This is a genomic window from Polaromonas sp. (assembly GCF_039932935.1).
GTDB lineage: Bacteria > Pseudomonadota > Gammaproteobacteria > Burkholderiales > Burkholderiaceae_C > Polaromonas.
The window spans coordinates 54441-80865 of record NZ_JBDTPB010000050.1 but is presented as its reverse complement, the minus strand read 5'-3'; the positions used below and the strand labels follow the sequence as shown (position 1 = coordinate 80865).

Annotated in this window: 28 protein-coding genes and 3 tRNA genes; 12 read left to right on the top strand and 19 right to left on the bottom strand. The window is 60.0% G+C overall.

Annotated features, from left to right (window positions below; all coding sequences use genetic code 11):
* Positions 1 to 31 precede the first annotated feature (31 nt).
* The 3 genes from rapZ to ABI546_RS09835 are packed head-to-tail and all read right to left on the bottom strand — an operon-like array spanning position 32 to position 3435.
* A complete protein-coding gene (rapZ, locus tag ABI546_RS09845; protein ID WP_348046412.1) occupies positions 32 to 898 on the bottom strand; it encodes an RNase adapter RapZ in 867 nt (288 codons plus the stop codon).
* Positions 898 to 2541, bottom strand: a complete 1644-nt coding sequence (recN, locus tag ABI546_RS09840; RefSeq protein WP_348046411.1) for a DNA repair protein RecN — start codon at positions 2539 to 2541, stop codon at positions 898 to 900. The genes rapZ and recN overlap by 1 nt, the downstream gene beginning before the upstream one ends.
* Before the next feature lie 18 nt (positions 2542 to 2559).
* Positions 2560 to 3435 (bottom strand): NAD kinase, encoded by an 876-nt coding sequence (locus tag ABI546_RS09835; protein ID WP_348046410.1) that lies wholly within the window; start codon positions 3433 to 3435, stop codon positions 2560 to 2562.
* Between the two features lie 49 nt (positions 3436 to 3484).
* On the opposite strand from ABI546_RS09835, the gene hrcA reads away from it, so the two are divergent.
* Both hrcA and ABI546_RS09825 read left to right on the top strand, forming a co-directional pair.
* Entirely contained in the window at positions 3485 to 4504 is a 1020-nt protein-coding gene (hrcA, locus tag ABI546_RS09830) for a heat-inducible transcriptional repressor HrcA (protein WP_348046409.1), read from the top strand.
* Positions 4505 to 4538: 34 nt separating this feature from the next.
* Positions 4539 to 4615: transfer RNA gene (locus ABI546_RS09825), tRNA-Ile, on the top strand.
* A gap of 135 nt (positions 4616 to 4750) precedes the next feature.
* Here the strand turns inward: ABI546_RS09825 and ABI546_RS09820 are convergent.
* The 9 genes from ABI546_RS09820 to ABI546_RS09780 form a co-directional block, all read right to left on the bottom strand.
* Positions 4751 to 5869 carry a mannitol dehydrogenase family protein gene (locus tag ABI546_RS09820; protein WP_348046408.1) on the bottom strand — a complete coding sequence of 373 codons (1119 nt, stop codon included), beginning with the start codon at positions 5867 to 5869 and terminating at the stop codon, positions 4751 to 4753.
* A 13-nt stretch (positions 5870 to 5882) separates the two neighbouring features.
* A complete protein-coding gene (locus tag ABI546_RS09815) occupies positions 5883 to 6893 on the bottom strand; it encodes a zinc-binding alcohol dehydrogenase family protein (RefSeq protein ID WP_348046407.1) in 1011 nt (336 codons plus the stop codon).
* A gap of 21 nt (positions 6894 to 6914) precedes the next feature.
* Positions 6915 to 7244, bottom strand: coding sequence for an L-rhamnose mutarotase (locus tag ABI546_RS09810; RefSeq protein ID WP_348046406.1), 330 nt, complete (start codon positions 7242 to 7244; stop codon positions 6915 to 6917).
* Positions 7245 to 7263: 19 nt separating this feature from the next.
* Positions 7264 to 8100 carry an amidohydrolase family protein gene (locus tag ABI546_RS09805; protein ID WP_348046405.1) on the bottom strand — a complete coding sequence of 279 codons (837 nt, stop codon included), beginning with the start codon at positions 8098 to 8100 and terminating at the stop codon, positions 7264 to 7266.
* 7 nt (positions 8101 to 8107) lie between these two features.
* Positions 8108 to 8248 (bottom strand): hypothetical protein, encoded by a 141-nt coding sequence (locus ABI546_RS09800; RefSeq protein WP_348046404.1) that lies wholly within the window; start codon positions 8246 to 8248, stop codon positions 8108 to 8110.
* Positions 8249 to 8299: 51 nt separating this feature from the next.
* Positions 8300 to 9244 carry an ABC transporter substrate-binding protein gene (locus tag ABI546_RS09795; protein WP_348046403.1) on the bottom strand — a complete coding sequence of 315 codons (945 nt, stop codon included), beginning with the start codon at positions 9242 to 9244 and terminating at the stop codon, positions 8300 to 8302.
* A gap of 59 nt (positions 9245 to 9303) precedes the next feature.
* Positions 9304 to 10287 (bottom strand): ABC transporter permease, encoded by a 984-nt coding sequence (locus ABI546_RS09790; protein ID WP_348046402.1) that lies wholly within the window; start codon positions 10285 to 10287, stop codon positions 9304 to 9306.
* A complete protein-coding gene (locus tag ABI546_RS09785; protein ID WP_348046401.1) occupies positions 10284 to 11861 on the bottom strand; it encodes a sugar ABC transporter ATP-binding protein in 1578 nt (525 codons plus the stop codon). The genes ABI546_RS09790 and ABI546_RS09785 overlap by 4 nt, the downstream gene beginning before the upstream one ends.
* A gap of 222 nt (positions 11862 to 12083) precedes the next feature.
* The gene (locus ABI546_RS09780) at positions 12084 to 12794 is read right to left on the bottom strand and encodes a FadR/GntR family transcriptional regulator (RefSeq protein ID WP_348046400.1); all 711 of its coding nucleotides are present in this window, start codon (positions 12792 to 12794) and stop codon (positions 12084 to 12086) included.
* Positions 12795 to 12956: 162 nt separating this feature from the next.
* Here ABI546_RS09780 and ABI546_RS09775 point away from each other — a divergent pair.
* From ABI546_RS09775 to greB, 3 genes are all read left to right on the top strand, one after another.
* Positions 12957 to 13033 (top strand) — tRNA-Arg (locus ABI546_RS09775).
* Between the two features lie 198 nt (positions 13034 to 13231).
* Positions 13232 to 13486, top strand: coding sequence for a hypothetical protein (locus ABI546_RS09770; protein WP_348046399.1), 255 nt, complete (start codon positions 13232 to 13234; stop codon positions 13484 to 13486).
* 44 nt (positions 13487 to 13530) lie between these two features.
* Complete coding sequence (greB, locus tag ABI546_RS09765; RefSeq protein WP_348046398.1) at positions 13531 to 14097, top strand: transcription elongation factor GreB; 567 nt, start codon at positions 13531 to 13533, stop codon at positions 14095 to 14097.
* Here the strand turns inward: greB and ABI546_RS09760 are convergent.
* From ABI546_RS09760 to ABI546_RS09745, 4 genes are all read right to left on the bottom strand, one after another.
* A complete protein-coding gene (locus ABI546_RS09760; RefSeq protein WP_348046397.1) occupies positions 14094 to 16340 on the bottom strand; it encodes a bifunctional (p)ppGpp synthetase/guanosine-3',5'-bis(diphosphate) 3'-pyrophosphohydrolase in 2247 nt (748 codons plus the stop codon). The genes greB and ABI546_RS09760 overlap by 4 nt on opposite strands.
* A gap of 109 nt (positions 16341 to 16449) precedes the next feature.
* A complete protein-coding gene (gene rpoZ / locus ABI546_RS09755; RefSeq protein ID WP_348046396.1) occupies positions 16450 to 16653 on the bottom strand; it encodes a DNA-directed RNA polymerase subunit omega in 204 nt (67 codons plus the stop codon).
* Positions 16654 to 16692: 39 nt separating this feature from the next.
* Positions 16693 to 17313 carry a guanylate kinase gene (gmk, locus tag ABI546_RS09750; protein ID WP_348046395.1) on the bottom strand — a complete coding sequence of 207 codons (621 nt, stop codon included), beginning with the start codon at positions 17311 to 17313 and terminating at the stop codon, positions 16693 to 16695.
* Between the two features lie 45 nt (positions 17314 to 17358).
* Entirely contained in the window at positions 17359 to 18276 is a 918-nt protein-coding gene (locus ABI546_RS09745) for a YicC/YloC family endoribonuclease (RefSeq protein ID WP_348046435.1), read from the bottom strand.
* A gap of 69 nt (positions 18277 to 18345) precedes the next feature.
* Here ABI546_RS09745 and ABI546_RS09740 point away from each other — a divergent pair, with 69 nt between their 5' ends.
* From ABI546_RS09740 to ABI546_RS09715, 6 genes are all read left to right on the top strand, one after another.
* Positions 18346 to 19353: a serine/threonine-protein kinase gene (locus ABI546_RS09740; RefSeq protein ID WP_348046394.1), complete on the top strand. Its 1008-nt coding sequence runs from the start codon at positions 18346 to 18348 to the stop codon at positions 19351 to 19353.
* Positions 19350 to 20252: a PP2C family serine/threonine-protein phosphatase gene (locus ABI546_RS09735; RefSeq protein ID WP_348046393.1), complete on the top strand. Its 903-nt coding sequence runs from the start codon at positions 19350 to 19352 to the stop codon at positions 20250 to 20252. The genes ABI546_RS09740 and ABI546_RS09735 overlap by 4 nt, the downstream gene beginning before the upstream one ends.
* 106 nt (positions 20253 to 20358) lie before the next feature.
* Positions 20359 to 21087 carry a ribonuclease PH gene (gene rph, locus ABI546_RS09730; RefSeq protein WP_348046392.1) on the top strand — a complete coding sequence of 243 codons (729 nt, stop codon included), beginning with the start codon at positions 20359 to 20361 and terminating at the stop codon, positions 21085 to 21087.
* A gap of 45 nt (positions 21088 to 21132) precedes the next feature.
* Positions 21133 to 21741 (top strand): RdgB/HAM1 family non-canonical purine NTP pyrophosphatase, encoded by a 609-nt coding sequence (rdgB, locus tag ABI546_RS09725; RefSeq protein WP_348046391.1) that lies wholly within the window; start codon positions 21133 to 21135, stop codon positions 21739 to 21741.
* Between the two features lie 13 nt (positions 21742 to 21754).
* Entirely contained in the window at positions 21755 to 22945 is a 1191-nt protein-coding gene (gene hemW / locus ABI546_RS09720; RefSeq protein WP_348046390.1) for a radical SAM family heme chaperone HemW, read from the top strand.
* Between the two features lie 21 nt (positions 22946 to 22966).
* On the top strand, positions 22967 to 23194 hold the full coding sequence (locus ABI546_RS09715; RefSeq protein ID WP_348046389.1) for a hypothetical protein: 228 nt from the start codon (positions 22967 to 22969) through the stop codon (positions 23192 to 23194).
* Between the two features lie 18 nt (positions 23195 to 23212).
* Here the strand turns inward: ABI546_RS09715 and ABI546_RS09710 are convergent, their stop codons facing one another.
* Both ABI546_RS09710 and ABI546_RS09705 read right to left on the bottom strand, forming a co-directional pair.
* A complete protein-coding gene (locus tag ABI546_RS09710; RefSeq protein ID WP_348046388.1) occupies positions 23213 to 24499 on the bottom strand; it encodes an I78 family peptidase inhibitor in 1287 nt (428 codons plus the stop codon).
* Positions 24500 to 24857: 358 nt separating this feature from the next.
* Positions 24858 to 24947 (bottom strand) — tRNA-Ser (locus tag ABI546_RS09705).
* Between the two features lie 257 nt (positions 24948 to 25204).
* Here ABI546_RS09705 and ABI546_RS09700 point away from each other — a divergent pair.
* Positions 25205 to 25558 carry a hypothetical protein gene (locus tag ABI546_RS09700; RefSeq protein ID WP_348046387.1) on the top strand — a complete coding sequence of 118 codons (354 nt, stop codon included), beginning with the start codon at positions 25205 to 25207 and terminating at the stop codon, positions 25556 to 25558.
* A 173-nt stretch (positions 25559 to 25731) separates the two neighbouring features.
* Here the strand turns inward: ABI546_RS09700 and ureG are convergent, their stop codons facing one another.
* Positions 25732 to 26403: an urease accessory protein UreG gene (gene ureG, locus ABI546_RS09695; RefSeq protein ID WP_348046386.1), complete on the bottom strand. Its 672-nt coding sequence runs from the start codon at positions 26401 to 26403 to the stop codon at positions 25732 to 25734.
* Positions 26404 to 26425 lie beyond the last annotated feature (22 nt).

The window sequence follows — 26425 nt, the reverse complement described above, 5'->3', positions numbered from 1 at the left end:
TGCTGATGAAGCCTGACTGGCTTCATTGAGTTCAAGCGGCGTCCAGCTCGCGGTGCCGCTTCAGCGTTCGCCACTGCTGGCCAAATGCGGCGGCCAACTCTTCGACCAGGTAGACCGAACGATGCTGGCCACCCGTGCAGCCAATGGCCACTGTCACATAACTGCGGTGGTCGCGCACCAAGGCATGCAGCCAGTGGCTGAGAAATTGTTCAATATGGCGAAACATGTCGGCGACTTCCGGGTGTGCCTTCAAATAACTTGCCACGGGCTCATCGCGCCCGGTCAGGTGGCGCAGTCCTGACTCATAGTGTGGGTTGGGGAGCATGCGCACGTCAAACACATAGTCAGCGTCCAGCGGTACGCCCCGCTTGAAGGCGAAAGATTCGAACACCAGCGTGAGCTGGGTGCTGGGAGCGGAGATCAGCGACTTCACGTAGCCTTGCAACTGCGATGAGCGGATCATGCTGGTGTCGAGCACGTGGGCCTGCTCGCGCATTTCACCTAGCAGCTCGCGCTCCAGTTCTATGGCATCTACCAACGCCCGGTGCTGATCGGACGCATCGATACGTGACAGCGGATGAAGCCTGCGCGTTTCGGAGAAGCGGCGCACCAGTGTCTCGGTATTGGCATCCAGGAAAAGGGACTGCACCGTGACCCCTGACGCACGCAACTGGCGCAGCTGCTGTGGGACCAGGGGTAACGAGACGGCGCTTCGCACATCCATGGCAATGGCGACTTTCTGGGCGCCATGCTGCTGCTCAAGCGCTACGAAGGGCGTCAGCAACTCAGGCGGCAAGTTGTCCACGCAGTAATAACCTGCGTCTTCGAGCGCATGAAGAGCAACCGACTTTCCGGAGCCCGACATGCCGGTGATAAGAACCATTTCCAGCGTAGCCATCACTGTCCCAGCATTTCCTTGGCATGCGCCAGCGTCGTGCCCGAAAGCCGTTCACCGCCCAGCATGCGGGCAATCTCAGCCACACGCTGCTCGCCGTTTACATGGTCTACGGTGCTGATAGTGGTGCCGTTTTCGGCGCGCTTGGCCACCAGCAGGTGTTGGTCGGCGCAGGCCGCCACCTGGGGCAGATGGGTGACTGCCATGACTTGCCGATCCTTGCCCAGCTGCTTCATCAAGCGCCCGACGGTTTCGGCCACAGCACCACCCACGCCTGAATCCACTTCGTCAAATATAAGAGTCTGCGCCTGGCCCAACTGGCTGGTGGTGACGGCAATGGCCAAGGCGATGCGCGACAACTCGCCGCCCGAAGCGACCTTGCCCACGGGACGCGGCGTGCTTCCGCTATGGCCTGCCACCAGGAATTCGGCTTGCTCCAACCCGTGCTGCGCCGGTTGGTCGAGCCTGGAAAGCGCCACGTCGAATTTTCCGCCCTGCATGCCCAGGCCTTGCATGGCCTGTGTGATGGCTTTGGCGAGTTTGGGGGCCGCCTTGCTGCGAGCCTTCGATACTTGACCAGCTTCGTCCAGGTAGGCTGATTTGGCCTGGCCTTCGCTTTTCTCGAGCTGAACCAGATCAGCGGCTTCGTCAAGCTTATGCAGTTCTGCCCGCCAGGAGGCCAGCAACTCAGGCAGTTCGGCCGGCGTGCGCTTGTAGCGCCGAGCCAGACTGACCCACAGCGACAGGCGCTCGTCGAGTTCAGCGAGCCGCTGGGGCTCGAGCTCGGCATGCCTGGCGTAGCCGTTGAGCGAGTGCACCGCATCTTCCATCTGGGCCATCGCGCCATTTAGCACCTCGAGGATTCCCTGAAACTCGGGCTCGATGTGTTGCTGGTCTTGCAGCGAGGTGATGGCGCGTCCGAGCAAGGCTGTAGCGTTTTCGTCGGACTCCTGCAACGCGTTCACGGCCGACTGCACGGCATCGCGGAGTGCCTGTGCGTTTGACAGTCGCCCATGCTGCGAATTCAGTTCATCCCATTCGCCAGGTCCCGGAGCCAGTTTGTCCAGCTCACCGATTTGCCATGCCAGCCGCTCGCGTTCGCGCTGCAGACTGTCTTGTGCCTCGCGTGCATCATTCAGCGTTTTCTGGGCAAGCCGCCACTGCTGCCACAGCCGGGACAATTGCGCGGTAGACACGTCCGCATAGGAATCCAGCAGGCCGCGCACGGCGTCGGGCCGGGTCAAACTTTGCCACGCATGCTGGCCATGAATGTCCACCAGCCGGTCTGCGATGTCCTTGAGTTGAGTGGCTGTCGCTGCGCTGCCATTGATCCAGGCCCTGCTCTTGCCCTGCGCATCTACGGTGCGCCGCAGCAGCAAGGTGTCGCTGCTGCCGAAACCGGCCTGTTCAAGCCAGGACGCCAGGCCGGCGGTGCTGTCAAACTCCGCACTGATTTCACACCGGGCGGCGCCTTCGCGAACCACTCCGGCATCGGCTCTGGCACCCAGCGCGAGCTGCAATGCGTCGATCAGAATGGATTTGCCGGCCCCGGTTTCACCGGTAAGCACCGAGAAACCTTCGGCCAGGTCCAGTTCAAGCTCGTGGACGATGACAAAGTCGCGAAGTGATATGGTTTTAAGGCTCATAACTTGTATTCCGCCCGATCAGGCCACGCCTTCATTCCAGTGCAGTTTTTTCCGCAGCGTGTCGAAATAGCTCCAGCCTTTCGGGTGCAGGAAACGCATTTGATGTTCGGAGCGCCGAACGGAAATGCGGTCCCCGTGCAACAGGCTGGCCAACGACTGCATGTCGAAGTTGGCACTGGCGTCGCGGCCAGAAACGATTTCGATGGTGATTTCGCCGGAGTCCGACAACACGATCGGCCTGTTGGACAAGGTATGCGGTGCAATCGGCGCGAGTACCCAACCGGCGATGGAGGGGTGCAACAAGGGGCCGCCCGCTGAAAGCGCATAAGCTGTGGAACCGGTCGGCGAAGCGATGATGAGGCCGTCAGCGCGCTGGTTGGCCACAAAGCGCCCATCCACTTCCACGCGCAGCTCCACCATGCCGGCCGTTGCTCCGCGGTTGACGACGACGTCATTCATGGCGGTGGCGCTGAAAACGCACCGGCCGTCACGCACGACTTTGGCCTGCATCATCCAGCGGCGATCCTCTTCGTATTCACCCCGTAGCATGGGGATCAGCGTGTTTTGGTAGTCCTCAAAAGCGATGTCGGTGATGAATCCAAGCCGACCCTGGTTAATGCCTACGAGAGGAATGCCGAACTGGGCCAGCAATCGGCCAATGCCAAGCATGGTGCCGTCGCCACCGACAACCAGTGCAAGATCACACTGGGCGCCAATGCCGGCTGCGTCCAGGGTCGGGAATTGGGTCAAGCCGGTGTTGCTTGCGGTGTCTGCCTCGATCGCGACCTCGCAGCCTTGAGTGCCCAAAAAGTGAGCAATTTCCTCCAGGGCGGACCGGGAACCCTGTGCGTGGTACTTGCCGATCAGTGCGACATGGCGAAATTGCGACTTCATCGGCAAATTACATCACAACACAGCGACCGAAGCTTCGTAGAATGGCTCCATGCTTGATGATCGTGCCCGGTTGCTGCTGAAAGCACTCGTTGAACGCTACATTGCCGATGGGCAGCCGGTAGGTTCACGCACGCTCTCAAAGGCCTCAGGTCTCGAGTTGTCTCCAGCCACCATACGCAATGTAATGAGTGATCTGGAGGAGCTCGGCCTGATTGTCAGCCCGCACACCTCGGCCGGCCGCATCCCCACAGCGCGGGGGTACCGGCTCTTTGTCGACACCATGCTGACCACGCAACGTGACACGTTGTCGGCATCAGGTCACATGGGCACGCCTCGCCTGGCGCCCGATCAACCCCAAAAAGTGCTCAGCAATGCGGCGCACATGCTGTCGAGCCTTTCGCAATTTGTGGGTGTCGTCATGGCGCCACGCCGGACTTCGGTGTTTCGCCACATCGAGTTCCTGCGCCTGTCCGAAAAACGTTTTCTGGTGATCATTGTCTCGCCGGACGGCGATGTGCAAAACCGGGTCATCTTCACCGAGGCCGACTACACCCAGTCGCAGCTGGTGGAGGCCGCTAATTTTCTCAACTCGCACTATGCCGGCATGGCCATCGAGGAAGTGCGTGAGCGCCTGAAAAACGAGGTCGAGGCGCTGCGCGGCGAAATCGCCACGCTGATGCAGGCCGCCGTCAAGGTCAGCTCCGAAGCCATCGAATCGCGCGATGAGGTCGTGATCTCCGGTGAGCGCAACCTGCTGGCCGTCAGCGATTTTTCCGGCGACATGGGCAATCTGCGCAAGCTCTTCGACCTTTTCGAGCAAAAAGCGCAGTTGATGCGTTTGCTCGACGTGTCCAGCCGCGCCGAGGGCGTACGCATCTACATAGGCGGCGAAAGCCAGGTCATTCCCTACCAGGAGCTCTCGGTGGTGACCGCACCCTACGAGGTAGACGGCCAGGTGGTGGGCACGCTGGGCGTCATTGGCCCCATGCGCATGCCCTATGAAAAAATGATCCAGATTGTCGATATCACCTCCAAACTGGTCAGCACGGCCCTCAGCCACAGCAAGTAGGGTCTCCGAGACCATTACAATCCCCCTCTTGTGTGGGGCGTTAGCTCAGTTGGTTAGAGCAGAGGACTCATAATCCTTTGGTCGAGTGTTCAAGTCACTCACGCCCTACCATTTTCTTTAACGTTGACAATGGCTTAGGTGGTTTTCGGATTCTGCCGGTGCCGCCGAAACGCTTCATTGCCAGTTTGCCGCCAGTCAGTGCTCTTTTTGTTGCGCTGGAGGGGGCGGACGACGGAATTCAACATCCTATTTTCTAGACAATGCACTGCGTAGTTGCAGCTGCGCAAGAGGCAACACCAGTTCCTCAGCGCGCTGTACCACCGGCGCCAGGCGCCGTTGCTTTTTCTCGCCGTGGTTCTTGGCGATGTCGGCCAGGCGGTGTTCCAGAAACGGGTTGAGCAACCGGTCGCGCAGCTCTTCCAGGTAGAGGCGGGCTGCGGCGCCGCGCCCCTCGGCGTCCAGCACCGGCAGCACCTCGTCCGCCCACACGGTTTCCAGCGGGTTGCGCAGTGCCGACGTGTGCATGGCCTGCATCACCGTCATGTCGGCCGGGCCGCCCAGCAGCTGCCAGCGCTCGGCTAGAAAGGTGTGGCCCAGATTCAGCAGCCAGAGCTTTCGTTGTTCAAAGATGGCAAGGTCGTCAGTCAGCACGATGGCCGGGTGGTTGCAGGGCAGCACCATGCGGTCTTGTTGTTCCAGCGCCCACAGTGCATACGGCTCGGCTACAGCACCTGCGGGCTGCAGCGGAGATGAAACGATGCGGTCCACCAGGGAGTTCACCCACACGCAATGCGTTTGCAGGTAATGGATGAAGGCGGGCGGGGCGCCCCAGTCCAGCGCCAGATCACGCACGATGGCGCGCAGCGTCTCGCCATTGCGGCTCACCAGCTCGCAGGGGTACAGCGTCAGCGGTGCCTCGGGCCGGCGCTGCCAGCGGTGGTGCAGCAGCACCAGCAGCTTGGCGGGGTAGCTGCGTGGTGTGGCCTGGGGCGCGTGCAGCAGCGTGGAGGTGTCGGCCGCGTCCAGCACATAGCCCGCGTCCGCGGTGTTGGAGACTATGACTTGCACACCGTTCGCCATGGCATCGCACAGCAGTGCCCAGTCGCGGTCTGCGTGCCATACCGTTTCAATGGAATTCACCTCCACCGTGGTCTGCAGGGGCCGGCCTTGCTGCATGCCGCGCACCTCCACCCGGTAGCCATGTGCCAGTACGGCAGCGCGCGCGCTGCTCTGCGGGCTGCCCGTGCTTTGCACTACGGTTATGCGGCCCAGCGCCTGGCCCTGGCGTAGCGCGTCGGACACAAACAGATCCACATGCGCCTGCAAAAACCGGCCCGTGCCGAACTGCAGAATGGAATGGCTCACACGCGCCCCCACTTCAGCATTCGATGAGTGCCTTGACCACGCCCTGCGTGGGGTCCAGCAGGGTCTCGAAGCTGGCGGGCACTTCGGCCAGTGGAATGCGGTGGGTGTTGAGCGCATCCGTGGGGATCTTGCCAGCACGCATGGCAGTCAGCACGGTCTCGAAGTCTTCCATGGTGGCATTGCGGCTGCCTAGCAGCGTGGTCTCGCGCTTGTGGAACTCGGGGTCCGAGAAGGTGATGTTGTCCCGCACCACTGACACCATGACGTACTTGCCTCCATGGGCGATGAACTGAAAGCCGCGCTCCATGGCACGCGCATTGCCGGTGGCGTCAAACACCACGTCATAGAACTCACCCTGCGTCAGGGCGCTCAGTTCCTCCACGTCCTTGGGGCCGATGAGCACGCCCGCGTGTGCACCCAGGTGCCGTGTGCAAAATTCCACGCGTTCGGTGCGTGTGTCCAGTGCCGTCACCTGCGCGCCACGCAGGCCCGCAAACAACAGGGCTGCCATGCCAATGGGCCCCGTGCCCACCACCAGCACGCGCTGGCCGGGCTTTACCTCGGCGCGGCGCACCGCATGGGCGCCGATGGACAGGAACTCCACCATGGCGGCCTGGTCCAGGCTCACGCCCTCGGCCTTGTGCACAAAGGCCGCAGGCACACACAGGTACTCGGTAAAGGCGCCGTCGCGGTGCACGCCCAGCACCTGGATGTTGACGCAGCAATTGGTCTTACCCTGGCGGCAGGCAATGCAGTCGCCGCAGGACAGGTAGGGCATGACAAACACCGGGTCACCAGCGGTAAGCTTGCTGCCCTCTGGCGCTTCTTCCACGGTACCGGAGATCTCATGACCCATGACGCGCGGGTAGGCCAGGTAGGGCTGATTGCCGGTGAAAATGTGCAGGTCCGTGCCGCACACGCCCACACGCCGCACGCGTATCAGCACCTCGTTGGCCTGGCGCGTGGGGCGGGGGTTCTCCTGTGCCCGCAGTACGCCGGGGGTTTCGCAAATAACTGTCAACATAGTGTTCCTTGGGGAGTAGGGTTAATCGGTGTGGAATATGGATTTCATGGCTGCCCAGTGCTCCCCCGGGCTGCGGGATTCCAGAGGGCGCTGGCAGGGGCCGCACAGGGACCACCAGCGCTGGGTTTGCGGATCAGCAGCGATGGCGGCCATGTCTGCGTCGAAGTTCTGGCCGTGGTACTCCCAGTAGCCAAACAGCAGGTTTTCGGGTTCGCGCAGGAAGGTGCTGTAGTTGCGCATCTGTGATTGGTGGATGCGTTGCAGCACGGCGGGCCAGACGGCCGCATGCAGACGCATGTACTCGGCGATGTGTTGAGGGTCTATGCCGATGACCCAGCCCATTCGTTGCATGACAATCTCCCGATGCGTTCTAGTCAAGGCGGTAAATGCGCCGCGCGTTGCCGCCAAAAATGGCGTCGATGCGTGTGTCATCCATGCCGGGCTGGCCCTTGCACAGCGCCTGTGCCATGGCCAACCAGTCGGCGTATCCGGCGGCCAGGTTCAGTACCGGCCAGTCGCTGCCCCAGATCAGGCGCTCTGCGCCAAAGGTGGCAAACAGGTGCGCGACGTAGGGCTCCAGCGCCGAGGCCCGGGCGTGTACGCCGGCTTCGGTCAGCAGAGCCGATAGCTTGCATTGCACCTGGGGCAGGGCGGCCAGGGCCGCCATGTCCTGGCGCCAGGGATCCAGCCGACCCAGCGCGATTTCCGGCTTGGCCGCGTGGTCGATGACGATGGAAAGATCGGGATGCCGCTGCGCAAAGGCCAGCAGGGCGCCCAGGTGTTGGGGCAGCACCAGCGCGTCAAACACCAGGCCGTGCGCCTGCATGGCGGTGATGGCGGGGGTGAGCGCGGCCTGGGCAATCCAGTAAGTGTCGGGCAGGTCCTGCAGCATGGGGCGCAGGCCCTTGAGCTTTCGGTGGTGGGCCAGCGCCGTAATCTGCGCGGGTGCGTCCGTCGCCAGCAAATCCACCCAGCCCACCACGCCCTTCACCACGGGGTGCTGGGTGGCCAGTTGAAGCAGTTGCAGGGTGTCGGCCACCGTAGGCAGCGACTGCACCAGCACTGTGCCGGTGACACCGCATTGCGCCAGCAGCGGCTCCAGGTCGGCGTGGTCAAAGTCCCGGTGGATGGGCACCAGCGCGGGCGGTGGCCAGTGGCCCACGCGGTCGGCCAGGCGCCAGAAGTGTTGATGGGCGTCGATCAGCATGGCAGCCTCAGGCGGGGACCGGCGCGTCCGGGTGCGGCAGCCCGCGTGTGCGCAGGGTTTGCCACAGGGCGGCGGGAAGGGGCTGCTGCAGCCAGGGCCGTGAGTTGCATGTCAACGCGGGAGATTTTTTGAGATCCGTGGTGTGCATAAGGCCATCCTCCGGCGTGGCGCCGGAGGGGTGCTTCAGGAGAAGGGGGATTTAGTAGAGAACGTTCTTGGCAGCGGGGCTGTCGATGTTTTTCTTGTTCACCATCAACACACCGGTGTCACGGAAGCGGGGAACCTTCTTGCCCTCCACCAGTTCCACCACGGTCTTCACGCCCAGGTTGCCCATCTCGTAGGCGCTTTGCACGGCAATCGCTTCAATCGTGCCGTCCTTCACAAAGCCTTGCAGATCAGCGTTGCCGTCAAAACCGATAGCCACGACCTTGCCGGACTTGCCTGCTTGCGACAGCGCACGGCCCATGCCGATGGCGGTGGGTTCGTTGGCGCCGAAGATGCCCTTCAGATCAGGGTTGGCAGCCAGCACGTCGGTGGTCTGGTTCAGTGCTGTACCCATTTGCGAGTTGGAATAGAAGGGGCCGACGATCTGCAGCTTGGAGTGCGCCTTCACATAGTCGATGAAACCACCCACACGTCCGATTTCAGAGCCCGAACCGGCGGTATAGGACATCACGGCGATCTTGCCGGTGGTGCCGATTTTTTCGATCAGGGTCTTGGCCGACATTTCTCCCGCGACCTTGTTGTCGGTTGCCAGGAAGGACTGGTAGTAGGCTTTGCCGGCGTCGGAGGCGGCGGAGTCAATCAGCACCACGGGAATCTTGGCTTCCCAGGCTTTCTTCATGGCGGGGATCAGCGCGTCGGGGTCGGACGGGGCCAACACAATGCCGGCCACCTTGCGATTCACGGCGTTTTCCACCAGCGCCACCTGGCCGGCCAGGTCGGTGTCAGATGCCGCGCCCTGGAAGGTCGCGGTATAGCCTTTGGACTTGCCAGCGGCGTCGTTCGAGCCTTTCTTCACGTTTTGCCAGAAGTCGGAGTTGGTCGTCTTCACGATCACTGCAATTTCCTTGTCAGCCGCCATGGCCAGGGACGATGCGGCCACCAGGGCCGACGCAATCAGGGTACTCAGCAGTTGTTTCATGTCATTCCTCTTTGTCGATGGGTTGTTGTGAATGTCCCGGTAAGCCCTGCCGGTAGGGATCACTTGCGATGGCGCATCTGGTCTATCCATACCGCGAGCAGGATGACCAGGCCAATCAGAATTTGTTGGGTGAAGGCGGAGACGCCGGCCATGTTCAAACCGTTGCGCAGGATGCCGATCACAAAGGCACCAATCACGGTGCCGGAGATCGTGCCCACACCACCGGTGAGCGAGGTCCCGCCGATGACGGCGGCCGCAATGGCGTCGAGTTCGTACATCAGGCCTTCGCTGGGCTGCGCGGTGACCAGGCGCGACATCAGCACGCAACCTGTCAGGCCGGCCAGCAGGCCCGAGAACACATAGGCAAACAGTGTGACGCGCTGCACGTTCACGCCCGAGAGGCGTGCGGCCTCCAGGTTGGAGCCCACCGCATACAGATGGCGGCCCAGCGTGGCACGATTGAGCAGGATGGACACGGCCACCGCGAGCACGATCATCAGCAGCACGGGGTAGGGAATGCCGACGAACACCACGTCCGGGAAACCGTCCGCCCCCATCTTCACCACGCGCCACAGCGAGCCGTTACCCAGCTCGGCAAAGCTGTCGCCCAGGCCGCCAATGGCCTTGGCATCGGTGATCTGCAGCGCCACGCCGCGGGCGACCAGCATCATGCCCAGCGTGGCAATAAAGGGCGGCAGCTTCAGCACCGTCACGCACAGTCCGTTGATGAGGCCGCAGCCCGCACCCACCAGCAAGCCTGCCAGCATGGCCAGCGGCACGGGTGCGCCGGCCTTCACGGCCATGGCGGCAACCACCCCCGCCAACGCCAGGATGGCGCCCACCGACAGGTCAATGCCGCCGGTGATGATCACGCAAGTGGCCGCAATGCCCAGGTAGGCGATGGAAGTGACCTGCAACGCCACGGTCATGCCGTTGCCCACGCTGAAGAAGGCGTTGCTAGTGAACGAGAAAATCACGATCAGGCCCAGCAGGCTGGCCAGCGCGGTAAATTTCTGGAGCAGGTCTTTTTGTTGTTCAGTCATAGGTCGGTGCGGGGAGAGAACTCAGGATTGGATGGAATGCTGCGGCCCGAGGCGTAGTGCATGACTTCCTCCTGGCTGGTCTCGCGGGTGGTAAGCGTGGTGACCAGGCTCCCTTCGTGGAATACCGCCACGCGGTCGGTCATGCCCATGATTTCGGGCAGCTCCGAGCTGATCATCACGACGCCGATGCCCTGGTCCGCGAGCTGGTCCAGCAGTTGGTAAATCGCGTACTTGGCACCCACGTCAATGCCGCGCGTGGGCTCGTCGAAAAACAAAATGCGCGATTCGCGGAACAGCCATTTGCTGATCACCAGCTTTTGCTGGTTGCCACCCGAGAGCAGGCGCACGATCTGGCTGCTGCTGGGGGTGCGGATGCCCAGAGCCTCGATGTAGCGGGCGGCGGCGGCCTGCTCCTGGTCGAAGCGGATCATACCGGCACGGTTGGACACCGCGTCCATATTGGCCAGCGTAATGTTCTGCGCCACCGTCATCTTCAGCGCCAGGCCGTCGTGTTTGCGGTCTTCCGACAGGTAGGCCAGGCCGTGGCGCACCGCATCGCGTGGCGAGCGGATGACAAGCCGTTGTTCGCCCAGCAGCACTTCGCCGGCGTCCAGCGGGTCGGCACCAAAGATGGCGCGCGCCACCTCGGTGCGGCCTGCGCCCATGAGGCCGGCAAAACCCAGAATCTCGCCACGCCGCAGCTCGAAGCTCACGTCGTGGAACACGCCTTGGCGTGTCAGCCCCTGCGCGCGCAGCAACACTTCCGGTGTGGGCGCCGAGTTGCGCTTGGGGAACACATCGTCCAGCGATCGCCCCACCATTTTGGCCACGATCTGCTCCACGCTGGTGTCGACAAAGCGGTCGGTACTCACATAGCGTCCGTCGCGCAGTACAGTGACGCGGTCCACGATCTGGGCCAACTCATCGAGCCGGTGCGAGATGTAGACAATGCCCACGCCCGCGCGCTTGAGCTCGTGGATGATGGCGAAGAGCTTTTCGGTTTCCGATTCGGTCAGCGACGAGGTGGGCTCGTCCATGATGAGCACCTGTGCGTCGAGCGACAGGGCCTTGGCAATCTCCACCATCTGCTGCTGCGCCACCGACAGGGTCTTGACCAGCACATCCGGCGCGATGTCCAGGCCCAGCCGGTCCAGGCACTGCTGGGCATTGCGGCGCAGCGCAGCGCGGTCGATCAGCCAGCCCTTGCGCGGTTCGCGTGCCAGGAATATGTTTTCGGCCACCGACAGGTGGGGCACCAGATTCAGCTCCTGGTGAATGATGGCAATGCCCACGGCCTCGGACTCGGCGGTGGAGTGAAAGGTGCAGACCTCGCCGCGGTAGTGCAGGGCGCCCGCGTCTGGCTGGTACTGCCCGCTGACGACCTTCATCAGGGTGGATTTGCCGGCACCGTTTTCGCCGCACACCGCATGAACCTCTCCGCGCAGCACCTCAAAGCTCACCCCGTCCAGCGCCAGCACTCCGGGGAAGCGTTTGGTAATACCTTCCAACCGTAGCAGCACGGCCGAGGGGCTGGGTGCTTCGGAATGCACGCGATCGGACACGGATGGCAACAATGCAGGGCTCCTGTTGGCGGTCAAGGACGGCGGAAGGAGGTATTTGCTGGATTGCAAATTGGTAAGGCCACCTGACGCGATTGGCGTATTTGGCCTTACCAAGATGCTGATGTGCACTGGGATTTACCCGCAATGTTGAGCTAAAACCAGGCCGAAACGGCGAAAAAAAGCCTGTGCAGGGCACAGGCCTGACCAGTGGGCGTTAGAAGCGTGGGGCTTAGCTCAAGACCATTCGCGGCTGTTGTTTTCCACCCAGCGCTGTTCAGAGGCCAGCAGGTGCATGCGCAGCGCCGTTTGCGCTGCCAGCACGTCGCGGTTTTCCAGTGCACGCAAAATGGCCTCGTGCTCCAGCAACGCGACGGCCCAGGTTTGGCCCGTTTCAGAGTGTGCACTCACCCGCGTGGCGATCGGGCTGTGCCGCTCGTCAAACAGCTCACCCACAATGCGCTCCAGCACGGCGTTATCCGTCATGGCGGCAATGGTCTCGTGAAACTGGCGGTCAAACACCAAAGGGGATCGATCTTGCGCCACGGCCGCGAGCATGTTGTCCAGGATCTGGCGCAGTGCTGCCAGGGCCTGGGGTGTAGCCTTTGCACAGGCCAGTTGCACGACTGTGCCCTCAATGGCGGCCCGCGCCCGCATGAGTTCGATGGGGCTTTCGCCCATGGTGGCCAAGGCTTGGGGCTTGCGTTGCGCTGCGTTACACACGTACACGCCAGCGCCCATGCGGACTTCTACACTGCCTTCAATTTCCAGGGCAATCAGGGCCTCGCGCACCGAGGGGCGTGATACGCCCAGCTGCTGGGCCAGGTCGCGCTCAGGCGGCAGGCGCATGCCGGCGGTGTAGTTGCCTTTGTCTATGAAGGTGCGTATCTGGTCGGCAATTTGTTGGTATAGCCGACGGTTATCGACTTGCTTGAGTTGGTCCAGCATGAGTCCTCCGCGTGACTGCAGTTTACGCGACCGTGGCATAAGACATGGCAATGCGCGCCAAAAGGTCAGGCCAATTTGCCTTTTTGCTACATTGGCCTTACCGATTTTCCAGCGGAGGCTTTTTATCCCCGTCCATCCAAATGAGCTATAATTTGAGGCTTAGCGGCTGTAGCTCAGTTGGATAGAGTACTTGGCTACGAACCAAGGGGTCGTGGGTTCAATTCCTGCCAGCCGCACCATACATTTCTGATGTATTTCAATAGCCTAGAGGCTCACCCCTCTAGGCTATTTTTCTTTGTGGGGCTCTTTTAAGAGCCCCTGGTCCTTGGTGTTTCCGGGCGGTAGTGGTTTTTCCTAGGCTGGTATGACGCCGGACGGGCTGTACGCCCGCCGCGAGCTCCGTTATTCTGGAAGCTCATTGCGGAGGAGAAATAAGCATGGAATCACAGGATGTCGAAGACCATGGTGATTGGCTGGGGTTTGGCCTGCCGCACGCGGGCACTACCATTCCAGTCAGGATTTCGCGCGAGGCGATGGAGGAATACTTTGGCGCCGTTCAGGAGCCGGAGTCTCTGAAAAAAGCCTATGCACGCGATGCCGAAATGATTCAAGCCCGGGCTGCCGACCTTGTCGTTCCAGGTGTGAGCTACACGGCTGACAATCCCCTGGTGCTGAACATGGAAGATTTCTAGAGGCATTCGCAACCATTGGCCATGCGTGCTAAGGTGGCCCGCGCATGAACAAAGCCTTTACCAAAGAAACCGAGCCGGAAGACGATGAGCCGGCCCTCGCGCCGCTGCCCGTTGGTGGGAAAAACTACATCACGCCAGAAGGCTACGAGCGGCTGCGCAGCGAGTTGCTGGACTTGATCGACAACGAGCGCCCCAAAATGGTGGAAGTGGTCCACTGGGCCGCCAGCAACGGGGATCGTTCGGAAAATGGCGACTACCATTACGGCAAAAAACGCCTGCGAGAGATTGACCGGCGTATCCGGTTTTTGACCCAAAGACTGGAAATTGCGGAAATCAGCGACCCATCGATACACCATGGCAGTGACCAGGTTTTTTTCGGCGCAACAGTGGGATTTGTTGATGGTCAGGGCGTCGAACGGACCGTGACCATTTTGGGCATTGACGAAGCCAACAGTGCCATGGGACAAATCAGCTGGATATCGCCTGTTGCAAGGGCTTTGCTTAAATCACGAGTGGGCGATGAGGTGAACCTTGTCACGCCGCAGGGTGTCCAGACGCTCGAGGTTCTGAATGTGGACTATCCGGCGCCTGAGAAACCGCCAGCCGCTTAGCCGGACGATTTGGCGCGTTGCACCCGAAGTACTGAGGGCGTGCGTTTCACACTGCGCAAGGCCGATGCCAGATGTATGCGGTCTCGCACCGCCACACCAAAGCGGAGATCCGTGGCGTCATGCGAAGGCTCCTGCCCCATGTCCACGTGAGTGATGTCCGCCTCGGCGCTGGCCAGTGCCGCCGCCACGCGTGCCAGTACACCTTTTCCGTTCGAAACAGTGACCAAGAGGTTTGTCTCAAAGGTGCGCACCGGCTCGTCCGACCAGTCCACTGCGATGAAGCGCTCGCTGTCGCGGTGCTGCAGCCGCTTGGCGACGGCGCAGTCGTCAGTATGGATCACCAGGCCTTCGCCCCGACCCAGATAGCCCACGATGTCGTCGCCCGGAATGGGCCGGCAGCAGGGCGCAAATTGCACCGACGCACCTTCGCTGCCATCGATGACGAGGCCGCCTTGCGACACGGACTCATGAGCGGTGTAACGCTCACGGCTCATCAGCAAGGCATTGGGTTTTTCACCCGTCTCGGCGAGCAGGGTTACGATACGCTTGGCCACCATGCTGGCAATTCGCTTGCCCAGCCCGATATCGGTCAGCAGGTCCGCTCGCGAGCGATTTCCGGTGAAGCGCAGGATTTTTTCCCAGATGGCGTGATGGGCTTCGTCGTCCTCGGGGAGACGGTCTCGCTCTATGCCCTCTGCGCGCAGTGCCTGGGCGAGCATTTTTTCCCCGAGGTCCTGCGACTCCGAAAGCGCCATGGTTTTCAGGTGGTGACGGATCTTGGAGCGGGCCTTCCCCGTGCGGACAAATCCAAGCCAACCCGGATTGGGGCTGGAGACGGAGGCCGTGATGATTTCGATCACATCGCCGTTGTGCAATTCGGAACGCAACGGAACCTGCTCGCCGTTGACTTTGGCCGCCACCGCGCGATGCCCCACGTCGCTGTGGATGGCATAGGCAAAATCCACGATCGTCGCACCACGCGGCATGGCCATGATCTGGCTTTTCGGCGTAAAGACATAAACCGCCTCGGGAAACAGGTCAATCTTGACGTGATCCCAAAATTCAGCGGCGTCACGTGTTTCCTGCTGGATGTCGAGCAGCGACTGCAACCATTGCGTTCCCAGTCGTTGAGAAGCATCACTGTCGGGGTCCGTTGCCTTGTAAAGCCAGTGGGCCGCTACGCCGGATTCCGCCACGACATGCATGGCCTCGGTGCGCATCTGAAACTCGATATTGGTGCCGAAAGGGCCGACCAGCGTGGTGTGCAAGGACTGGTAGCCGTTGATCTTCGGGATGGCAATGTAGTCTTTGAACTTGCCCGGCAGGGGCTTGTAGAGCTGGTGCAAGACCCCCATGGCGGTGTAGCACGCCGTGAGATCCTGCACGATCACCCGAAACCCGTAGAGGTCGGTCACCTGGGCAAACGACAGGTGCTTTTCATCCATCTTTCGGTAGATGGAATACAGCGTCTTTTCACGCCCCGAGATCATCACCGGCACGCGGGCGTTGGTGAATGCCGACTCGACTTCCGCCTGCACCCGCTTGATCACGTCGCGCCTGCGCCCGCGCGCGCGCTGCAGGGCCTTGGTCAAGGTGGCGTAGCGCCAAGGGTGCAAATGCTGGAATGACAGGTCCTGCAATTCGCGATAAGTGGTGTTTAGCCCCAGTCGGTGCGCAATGGGGGCATAAATATCCAGGGTTTCGCTTGAAATGCGGGTCCATTTGGTACGCGGGACATCGCCCAGCGTGCGCATGTTGTGGGTCCGGTCGGCCAGCTTGATCAAAATGACCCGAACGTCGCGGGCCATCGCCAGCAGCATTTTCCGAAAGGATTCCGCCTGGTTTTCTTCCCGGGTGTTGAATTCCAGTTTTTCCAGCTTGGTCAGCCCGTCCACCAGCTCAGCCACGGGAGCGCCAAACCGCTCTATCAGCTCCGGCTTGGTGACGCCGCAGTCTTCGATCGCATCGTGCAGCAAGGCCGCCATCAGCGCCTGGGCGTCGAGCTTCCATTCGGCACATTGCTGTGCAACGGCTATCGGGTGGGTAATGTAGGGCTCGCCGCTGTTGCGCAGCTGGCCCAAATGGGCCTCATCGGCAAAGCGATAGGCGCGGCGGACATTGTCGATGTCGCCGGCGCTCATGTAGTCGAGCTTGGCTGTGAGCGCGGCAAAACTCGCGGCCGCAGCGTTGGCGGCGGCGGGGGTTGATTTGCCCAAAACAACGGGCGAAAGCAGGGCGCTCATGCCTTAAATGTATCGCGGCATGAATAAATCGTGAAAAACATGGACTTTATACAGCCGGAAATGCAAAAAGCACCGCATGGCGGTGCTTTTTTGCGGGGTCGGGTCGGGCTCAGGAAGGCACTTTTTTCAGCATTTCCAGGCCGATCTTGCCGTCGGCAATTTCGCGCAAGGCAGTGACGCCAGGCTTGTTCTTGCTTTCAATCTTTGGAGCGTGCCCCTGGCTGAGCATGCGTGCACGATAAGTAGCAGCCAGAACCAGCTGGAATCGGTTCGGGATTTTTTCGAGGCAGTCTTCAACGGTAATGCGGGCCATGGTGATCTCCGGTGTGATCGGTAACGTGAAAGCAGTGAATCAGGGAATTTGAAGGGCCTGAAAGGTCTCGGCGCGGGCTCGCCGCTGGGCCGAAAACTTGAGCCGCTGGGCATGCACTATGGTTTTCAGGTCGAAAACTGCCCGCTCAAACAACTCGTTGATTATAACGAAGTCGAATTCCCGGGCTTGGGCCATCTCGCTGGCAGCGTTTTTGAGCCTTAGTTCGATGACTTCAGCTGTGTCTTCGCCACGTCGCTGCAGGCGGGAGCGCAGTTCTTCCCAGCTCGGCGGCAGGATGAAAATCAGTACCGCATTGGCAAAAATCCGCTTGATATTGATGGCGCCCTGAAAATCAATCTCCAGGATCACGTCGGCGCCGGTGGCAATGCGTTCTTCTATGGTCTGCCGCGAGGTGCCGTACCGGTGGCCGTGCACATGCGCCCATTCCAGGAAAGAGTCGCGCAACACCATGCCGTCAAAATCCTCGGGCGAGAGAAAGAAGTATTCCCTGCCGTGTTTTTCCTGCCCGCGGGGGGGGCGGGTGGTGTGTGACACCGCTGGCTGGATGCGTGAATCGAGCTCCAGAAGGGCTTTGACCAAGCTGGATTTACCTGCCCCACTGGGGGCGGCAACAACAAAGAGGTTTCCGGGGTAGTCCATGCGTCCTGGGCGAAATTTTTGGTGTTTTTGGGAAGGCTGGTGGGCCTATTCAATGTTCTGGACCTGCTCGCGGATCTGTTCGATCAGTACTTTCATGTCCACAGAAATGCGTGTCAGCTCGAGCGACGCCGATTTGGACCCCAGTGTATTGGCTTCCCGATGCAGTTCCTGGATCAGGAAATCCAGGCGCTTGCCCAGTTCGCCGCCGTTCGCCAGAAGGCGGTCAATTTCGTCTAAATGAGACGACAGTCTGGTGATTTCTTCCGCGACATCAATACGGATGGCAAAGGCGGTAGCCTCTGTCAATGCCCTGTCCTGCGCGACTTCCGGCAGTGCGGCACCGTCGGACAGGGCCATGGCCTCCTTCCAGCGTTCCAGAAAGCGGGTTTTCTGCAGCTCCACCAGTTTGGGTACGAGGGGGACCGCCAGAGCTGCCAGCGCACGCAGCTGCGCCGTGCGGTCAAGCAGCATCTCGGCCAGCCGTGCTCCCTCGCGTTCGCGGGCGGCCATCAGCTCTTTCAATGCTTTTTTCGCCAATTTGAGCAACTCGTCGCTGTAATCGTGTGGCTTTTTGTCCTCATTGGTGGCTATCCGCAGAATATCCGCGACGCTGAGCGCAGGTGCCTGCGGCAGCCAGGACTTGATGCTGTCTTCCAGTGACCCGAGCCTTTGCAAGGTAGCCGATGACGGCGCTCGCAAGCTGCTGGAAGAAGTGCTTTCCAGAGAAACCCTTACTTCCACCTTGCCTCGCTTGAGTTTGCCGGTGAGCAATTCGCGCAATGCAGGTTCGGCCTGCCTCAATTCGTCGGGTAGGCGAAAGGCCAGATCAAGAAACCGGCTGTTGACGGATCGTATTTCGACGCCCAGCCGGGAATTGGCATCCACGCCCGATTCAGTTTCCGGGGCGGATTGCGCCGTGCTCGATTGCACGGCTGCATAACCCGTCATGCTGTAAACTGACATTTGTAAATACGCTTTACTAGAGAGAGAACAAGACCAGAATGTCAATGTCATTCTGGCGCATCCCAAATTATGTCAAAGGTCAAGCCCGCACCGTTGCCGCCCGACACCGTGATTGGTGGCTATCGTGTTGTGCGAAAGCTTTCAGCCGGTGGATTTGGCGTAGTTTACTTGGCCGTCGACAACGAGGGTCAACAAGTCGCTATCAAGGAGTACCTGCCGTCCTCCCTCGCCAGCCGTTCACCGGGCGAGCTGCTCCCCCAGGTCCAAGCCGAAAAACTCTCGCTTTACCGCCTCGGGCTCAAAAGTTTCTTTGAAGAAGGCCGTTCGCTGGCCCAGATTTCGCACGGCTCCGTGGTGAGCGTGCTGAATTTCTTCCGCGAAAACGAGACCGTTTACATGGTCATGAATTACCTGGAGGGTGGAACCCTGCAGGATTTCATCATCACGGCCCGTGAACTCAAAAAACAGAAAGTGTTTCGCGAGTCGACCATCCGCTCGTTGTTCGACGAAATCCTGCGCGGCTTGCGCATCGTGCACCAGCACAAGATGCTCCACCTGGACATCAAGCCCGCCAATATTTTCATCACCGACGACAACCGAGCCGTGATGATTGACTTCGGCGCTGCCCGTGAAGTGCTGAGCAAGGAAGGCAATTTCATCCGCCCGATGTACACGCCAGGTTTTGCTGCACCCGAGATGTACCGCAGAGACTCTTCCATGGGACCCTGGACCGACATCTACGCCATTGGCGCGTGTATTTACGCCACCATGCAGGGCTACCCTCCCAACGATGCGCCGCAGCGCCTTGAAAAAGACCGTCTGTCGCTTGCACTGTCCCGTCTGCGTGGCGTGTATTCCGACAACCTGATCGAGGTTGTAGAGTGGTGTATGTCCCTTGATCCGCTGTCGCGGCCTCAGTCGGTATTTGCGCTACAAAAAGAATTGAGCAGGGAAGGTGAGCGTCGTTACACCAAACTCACCGTCAGCGAAAAGGTTCGCCTTCAGTTTGACAACATGGTGTCTGACACGAAAAAAACCGCGCGCAAGGCCACGGGCTATGCGACGAAATTCAAATGAAATTCTCAGTCTTTCAGGTAAGCCGAAAAGGCGGGCGCGAGAAAAACGAAGACCGCATGGGCTATTGCTACACGCGCGAGTCGGGCCTCTTTGTGCTGGCCGATGGCATGGGCGGCCATCCTGAGGGCGAGGTGGCAGCACAGCTCGCGCTGCAGACCATTTCCGCGCTGTACCAGAAGGAAGCGCGCCCGGTCATCGAAGACACCACTGAATTTCTTTCAACCGCGCTGATGGCGGCTCACCACCAGATCATTCGCTACGCGAGTGAAAAAGGCATGCTCGACACGCCACGCACCACGCTTGTGGCGGCAATTTTGCAGGGCACGGGCGCTACGTGGGTTCACTGCGGTGATTCGCGCCTCTATGTTGTGCGCGATGGCGAATTGCTCACGCGCACCCGCGACCATTCGTACCTGGAGCAGCAGAGCGCGGGCGTCATCAAGCTTGAACGCATCAACCGCAACATTCTTTTCACCTGCCTGGGCTCGCCAACAAAGCCGGTCTTTGACATAACGGGCCCCGTCACCCTGCAGCAGGGCGACAAGCTGCTGTTGTGCTCTGACGGTCTGTGGGGCAGCCTGAGCGATGAAGAGATCGTTCGCCATCTGGCCGGTAAGGGCGTATCCGACGCCGTTCCCGACCTCGTCGAAAATGCCCTGCGTGTTGGCGGCGAACACAGCGACAACGTCACCGTGCTGGCCATGGAGTGGGAAACCCCTGATGCTTTCGAGTCCACCCGAGGGGTGTCCACCGACAGCATCATGGATGGCGTCTTCGCGTCGACCATCCAGGCCGGCGTGCTGGACACGGTGGTTGACGACCTCGATGAGGCGACGATTGAACGATCTATCGCCGAAATCAACGAAGCCATACGCCGCTCGGCCGCAAGAAAAGCCTGACGCCGATTCCGCTTGGGGCAGCTGGCGCCTTCGGTGCCGCTTGCCCCTTTTCACATCTATTCATCATCGCCGCTCAATGCGGCCGCCCGCCAGAAAGCCATTCATCATGAGTCAGTTTGAACGAAGCAGCGCACGCGCTGCCGACGCCTTGCGTCCCGTGCGCATTACCCGCCACTACACCGCATATGCTGAAGGCTCGGTGTTGATCGAATTTGGTGGCACCAAGGTTTTGTGTACCGCCTCCGTTGAAGAAAAAGTCCCGGGCCACAAAAAGGGCAGCGGCGAAGGCTGGGTCACGGCCGAATACGGCATGCTGCCCCGCGCCACGCACACCCGCGGAGACCGCGAAGCCGCCCGAGGCAAACAAAGCGGCCGCACCCAGGAAATCCAGCGCCTCATCGGCCGGTCGATGCGGTCGGTGTTTGACCTGAAGAAACTCGGCGAGCGCACCATCCATCTTGATTGCGACGTGATCCAGGCTGACGGCGGTACCCGCACCGCCAGCATCACCGGCGCATTTGTGGCCGCGCAAGACGCAGTGAACACCCTGCTCGCCAGCGGCAAACTGCAGCAAAGCCCCATCATCGACCACGTGGCGGCGATTTCGGTCGGCATCGTGCGGGGCGTGCCACTGCTGGACCTCGAATACACCGAAGACTCCGCCTGCGACACCGACATGAACGTCGTCATGACCGGCGCCGGCAATTACGTGGAAGTGCAGGGTACCGCCGAAGGCGCGGCATTTTCACGCAAGGAAATGGACGCGTTGCTGGTGCTGGCCGAAAAAGGCATTGTGGAACTGGTCGCGATGCAAAAACAATCGCTATCAAATTAATAGCTGCTCGCGCTCGTCCTTATTGGGCTAGAGCGCTTTTTGTTTATGAAAATCGTACTCGCATCCAATAACAAGGGCAAACTCGCCGAACTCCGCGCCATGCTCGCACCCCTGGGCTTGGCGCTGGTAAGCCAGGCCGAGCTGAACCTGCCGGAAGCGGAAGAGCCCTTTCGTACCTTTGTAGAAAACGCACTGGCCAAGGCCCGCCAAGCGTCACGCCTCAGTGGCCTGCCCGCGCTCGCAGATGACGCCGGTTTGTGCGTCGATGCTTTTGGCGGCCTGCCCGGCGTCGACACCGCGTTTTACGCAACCCAGTTTGGCTATGCCAAGGGCGACGACAACAACGTCAAAGCCTTGCTGGAGCAAATGGCCGGCCTGACGCAGCCCGCCCAGCGGCGCGCGGCGCTGGTCAGCACGCTGGTGGCGGTACGGTCTGCTGAAGACCCGGAGCCCTTGATCGCCTCCGGCCGCGTTGCCGGAGAAATCGCGCCCGCACCCGTCGGCAGCAACGGCTTTGGGTTTGACCCGGTGATGTACATCCCCGAGTTCGGCAAGACCTTCGCGCAGTTGCCCACTGAAGTCAAAAACGCCAACAGCCATCGCGGTAAAGCCGCACGCCAGATGATCGAGCTCATGCGCGAGCGTTGGCTGTAACCACTCTTCCCTCATGGCTCAGCAAGACATCCAGCACTACATGCGCAGCGGCACACTGCAGCTCGCCGCGTTGCCGCCGCTGTCTCTGTATGTGCACTTACCCTGGTGCCTCAAGAAATGCCCCTATTGCGACTTCAATTCGCACGAGGTTGCCGGCGAGATGCCCGAACAACGCTACATCGACGCCGTGGTGGCCGACCTCGAGGCAGCGCTGCCCCTGATCTGGGGCCGCATGGTGCACAGCATTTTCATTGGCGGCGGCACGCCCAGCTTGTTCTCGCCGCAGGCCATAGACCGTCTACTGGCCGATATCCGTGCGCGCCTCAGGCTCGAAGCCGATTGCGAAATCACGCTCGAAGCCAACCCCGGCACCTTTGAGAAAGACCGCTTCAAGGCCTTTCGCAGTGCCGGCGTCACGCGCCTGTCCGTCGGTGTGCAGAGCTTTGACGACAAGCACCTCAAAACCCTTGGCCGCGTGCACGACCGCACCCAGGCCATCGCCGCGGTCGAAGAAGCCGCGCAAGCCTTCGACACCTTCAACCTCGACATCATGTACGCACTGCCAGGCCAGACCATGGAAGGCCTGGAGCAGGACATGCGGCAGGCGCTGGCGCTACAGCCGCCCCACATCTCGATTTACCACCTGACCATCGAACCCAATACTTACTTCGCCAAATTTCCGCCCGTGGTCCCCGAAGAAGACACCGCCTACGCCATGCTCGACAAAATCACCGAGATCACGCAGGCCGCCGGGTTGCAGCGCTATGAAGTGTCGGCCTACGCCAGGCCCGGCCACCGTTGTTTTCACAACCTTAACTACTGGCAGTTTGGCGACTACCTCGGCATAGGCGCCGGCGCCCACAGCAAGCTCAGTTTCGCGCACCGCGTGGTCCGCCAGGTGCGTTACCGCGAGCCAAAGCTGTATATGGAAAAGGCCCTGGCCGGTGATGCCATCACGCAGGAAAGCGAAGTCAGCCGCGTTGACTTGCCGTTCGAATTCATGCTCAACACCTTGCGCCTGCGCGACGGCTTCAAGCTGCAAGACTTCACCGAAAAAACCGGCCTACCGATTACAGCCATCCAGCGTGGCCTGGAAGAAGCCGAGCGAAAAGGCCTGATCGAACGCGACTTCGTAAGCGTCAAGCCAACCGAGCGAGGCTTCGATTTTTTGAACGACCTCCAATCATTGTTCTTGGCAGACTAGCGAAAACGCCCACACGATCTTATGGAAACTTCAGGCATTATTTTTCTGGTGATCAGCTGCGCCGTCAGCTTCGGGCTGGGCCGGCTGTTTGTGCACTTCCGCGACAAAAAGCGCAAAGAAAAGTCCCAAGCGCGTGAAGCCGAAGCGTTGCGCAACCGTCCCCCAGAGCCCGAGTCCCTCAACAAGGCCAAGCGCAAGCGCCAGCTTCAGCAGCTTGAAAAAGAAGAAGCCCAAGGCCGCAAACGCTGACGGGCCTTCACTGCGGTTTTAGCCGCAGCTGACGCGCGTCACGCGGCCAGCATCATCCACAGTCAAGCTCAGCCGCTCGGCATTGAACTCCATGGTCACGATCTGCCCGGGCTTGAGCACCCGGACGGTTTTAGCGCCAGCACGTGTTCGCGCTTCGTCTTCAAGTGCTGCGTTGGCATTGCGGCCTAACGTAAATTGAGCAGGTGCGGCGTTGCAACGCCCGCTTGACGGCGAAGGTGCTGGTTCTGATACGGCAGCAATTCCTGCGAGGTCTCTCTCTCCTGTAGAGGTAAGCAGCCGGTTTGGTCGCAGCTTTGCAGCCCACTCTTTGCATTCTTGAAAGGTGTTGCCGGTCCATATAACGTCGTCAAGTCGGCCTTGGAAGCTATTGAATACAGCTAAAAATGTATCCACGTCGCCGAATCGGCATGCGTATTGCGCGAACGCATTCTTATTGAAATCGCTGGGATAACTTTTGATCACATCTCTAAATCCAGCTCGCATGTCAGCCCAAGTAGCACTCTCACCAGATCCTGCGAGGAACTGAGCCGGTGCTATACGGTGCGACATGGCCCAGTAAATACGTGCGTACATTCCCTTGCCTTCTGTCGAGGCAGTTCGCTTTACAGCATTTTTGGCGAAATCCCGAATTTCTTCCATGCTGCCACCCCACATAGGGATAAGGCGCTCTGCAGCTTGAAAATACGTCCCGTAATAAAGAGGTTCTTTCAATAAAGCTTCCTCGTACAGCGCCCAGTACTTCTCTTGTTTCCAACCCTGCGCCAATGCCACCCTCAGCATCACGACATACCACTGTGGGTCATCGCTGCTAATTCTCTTGTTTGTCTCAAGCGTGTTGCGAGAAATCGCCATGTGCTTTGCGAAACCTTCCCACCCTTCAGAGGTTACGGTGCTTGCAAAACCATTGCCGCGAAGAGCCCAGGCGTGCGACTCCTGCGCAGTAGCCAGAGCTATCGGCGCAGTGGCTGATTGAGGACAGTCCGCTATCCAACGGTTTAGTTTGCTTTCGACGGCGCTCCATTGCGTCTCCGTATTATTTCCTTCAAGAATGGCAGCATCCAGGTTGGCATAAAACCAGCCAAGATACCAACGTCCACTGGGAGTCCGGTTTTTCTCTATGCGTAATTTGGTGGCCAACTTATCAAGGGCATAAAAATCACCTGCCTTATATAGCTTGACCACGTCCTCTATTGGTTCATAGGGGTCAGGAGTTTGCGCATTGCCGTTCGCACTTAAGAGCATTGCTAAAGCAATCAGACCAAAAATTCGAACCAGCGCTCTCATAAATTTCTCCTCGTTTTGTTGAGGAGGAGTTTAAGGCTGTGCGGAGCTAAAGGCTCTGAACGAGGCGCCGGATTTTTCGGTCCGCTCAAGATGGAAAGCAGACCAAGCAACGACCGTGCGAACCGATCGGCCTTGTACACTTTGACCACATCACCGGGGCGCGCACTTGGTGGAGTGCATGGATTTGAGCAGATCGGAGATTTCCATGACACAAACGCTGGGACGCTTAAGCCCCGCGCGTGCTAGAAACCTTGCTTTCAGATTAGCAAAAAATCCAGAGCAGTAGATTGCAGTTGCAGCGATGGGAGCTGAACCGGAGAGTATGTTTCTAGGGCGGCTAAAAACTAGTGCCAATAAGTGGCGGAAGCGGTGAGATTCGAACTCACGGAGGACTCGCATCCTCGGCAGTTTTCAAGACTGCTGCATTCAACCGCTCTGCCACGCTTCCGAGCCGCATAGTTTAACCGCAGGTGGAGGGGTCCCCCGCCATGTCGGTGATAAATGCGATTCTTGCTGCGATACGGAAGCGCCTAAAAAGAGTTGGCTAATCGACGGCGCCAGGAAAAGGCGTTTTCGATGCGTGCCGGGCGCCTGTTCGGCATGTCAAGCAAATAGAGCTAAAAAAGCGGAATTATTTCCTGGAACTATTGCCGTGGCGCGGCTGAAACATTTTGGCGGACGGTGACTAAGGCTGTGTGTGCGGCCATGATTGAAACATTCGGTTACGGCACATTTCAGGAGACCAAAATCATGAGCAATCAAGCATTCCCCCCCGAGGCGGCAGAGAAAGTCACCACGGCTTTTGTCCATGCCACGGGCGCCCGGTGGTCGTTTCCGCGGGTTGATATTCAGGACCGCGGGACATTTATGTTGATCAGCGTCGACGCGCTGTCGCCGGAGGTGAAGGAAATTGAGCTCCCGGTCAAGAAATCCATCGCCAATGCCCTGAACCAGGTGATTCCGGCCCATGCTTCGCAAAAGTTCGGCAACTGGATTGTTGTGTTTTTCCGCGATGGCAAGATGTTTGAAACCGTTCACCCGAGTGAATTTGAGCTCTAGTGGTGCCGGACGGGGCTGCTGGGTGAGACTTTCACGTTCAGGGTCTTGTCCTACACGTCGCCAATCGCGCCTTGGCTACACTTTTATTGCGACCTGTCCTGGGTCGCACCTCCCTCCACTGGCCTGGCCAGTTTCCTGCCCGGCCATCCGGGCTTTTTTTTGCCCGCTCGCAGCTATGCGGCTTCGTGCCGGGGCTGCGGCAGCATTCCCTTTGTCTCGATGAACGCAATCACCTCTGCAAGGCCGTCGAGGGTCTTGAGGTTGGTCATGACAAAGGGTTTCAGGCCCTTGGCCGTTGTGCGCATACGAAGGGTGTCTGCCCTCATCACGTCCAGGTTAGCGCCGACGTGGGGCGCCAGGTCGGTCTTGTTGATCACGAACAAATCGCTTTTGGTGATCCCTGGCCCGCCTTTGCGAGGGATTTTTTCGCCGGCAGCAACGTCGATAACGTAGATGGTGAGGTCGCTCAACTCGGGGCTGAAGGTGGCGGCCAGGTTGTCGCCGCCGGACTCGATGAACACCACATCAGCATCCGGAAAATCAACCAGCATGCGGTCTATGGCTTCCAGGTTGATGGAGGCGTCTTCGCGTATGGCAGTGTGCGGGCAGCCGCCGGTCTCTACGCCCATGATGCGTTCCGCGTCGAGCGCGCCGCTGACCGTCAGGATGCGCTGGTCTTCTTTGGTGTAAATGTCGTTGGTGATGGCGACCAGGTCATATTTCGCCTTCATGCCCTTGCAGAGCATTTCGAGCAGCGTGGTTTTGCCCGAACCAACGGGGCCCCCTATGCCGACGCGCAGCGGGGGAAGTTGTTTGGTGCGATTGGCAATGTGATGCAGGCTCATGGTGACTTTAGAGAATGGCAAT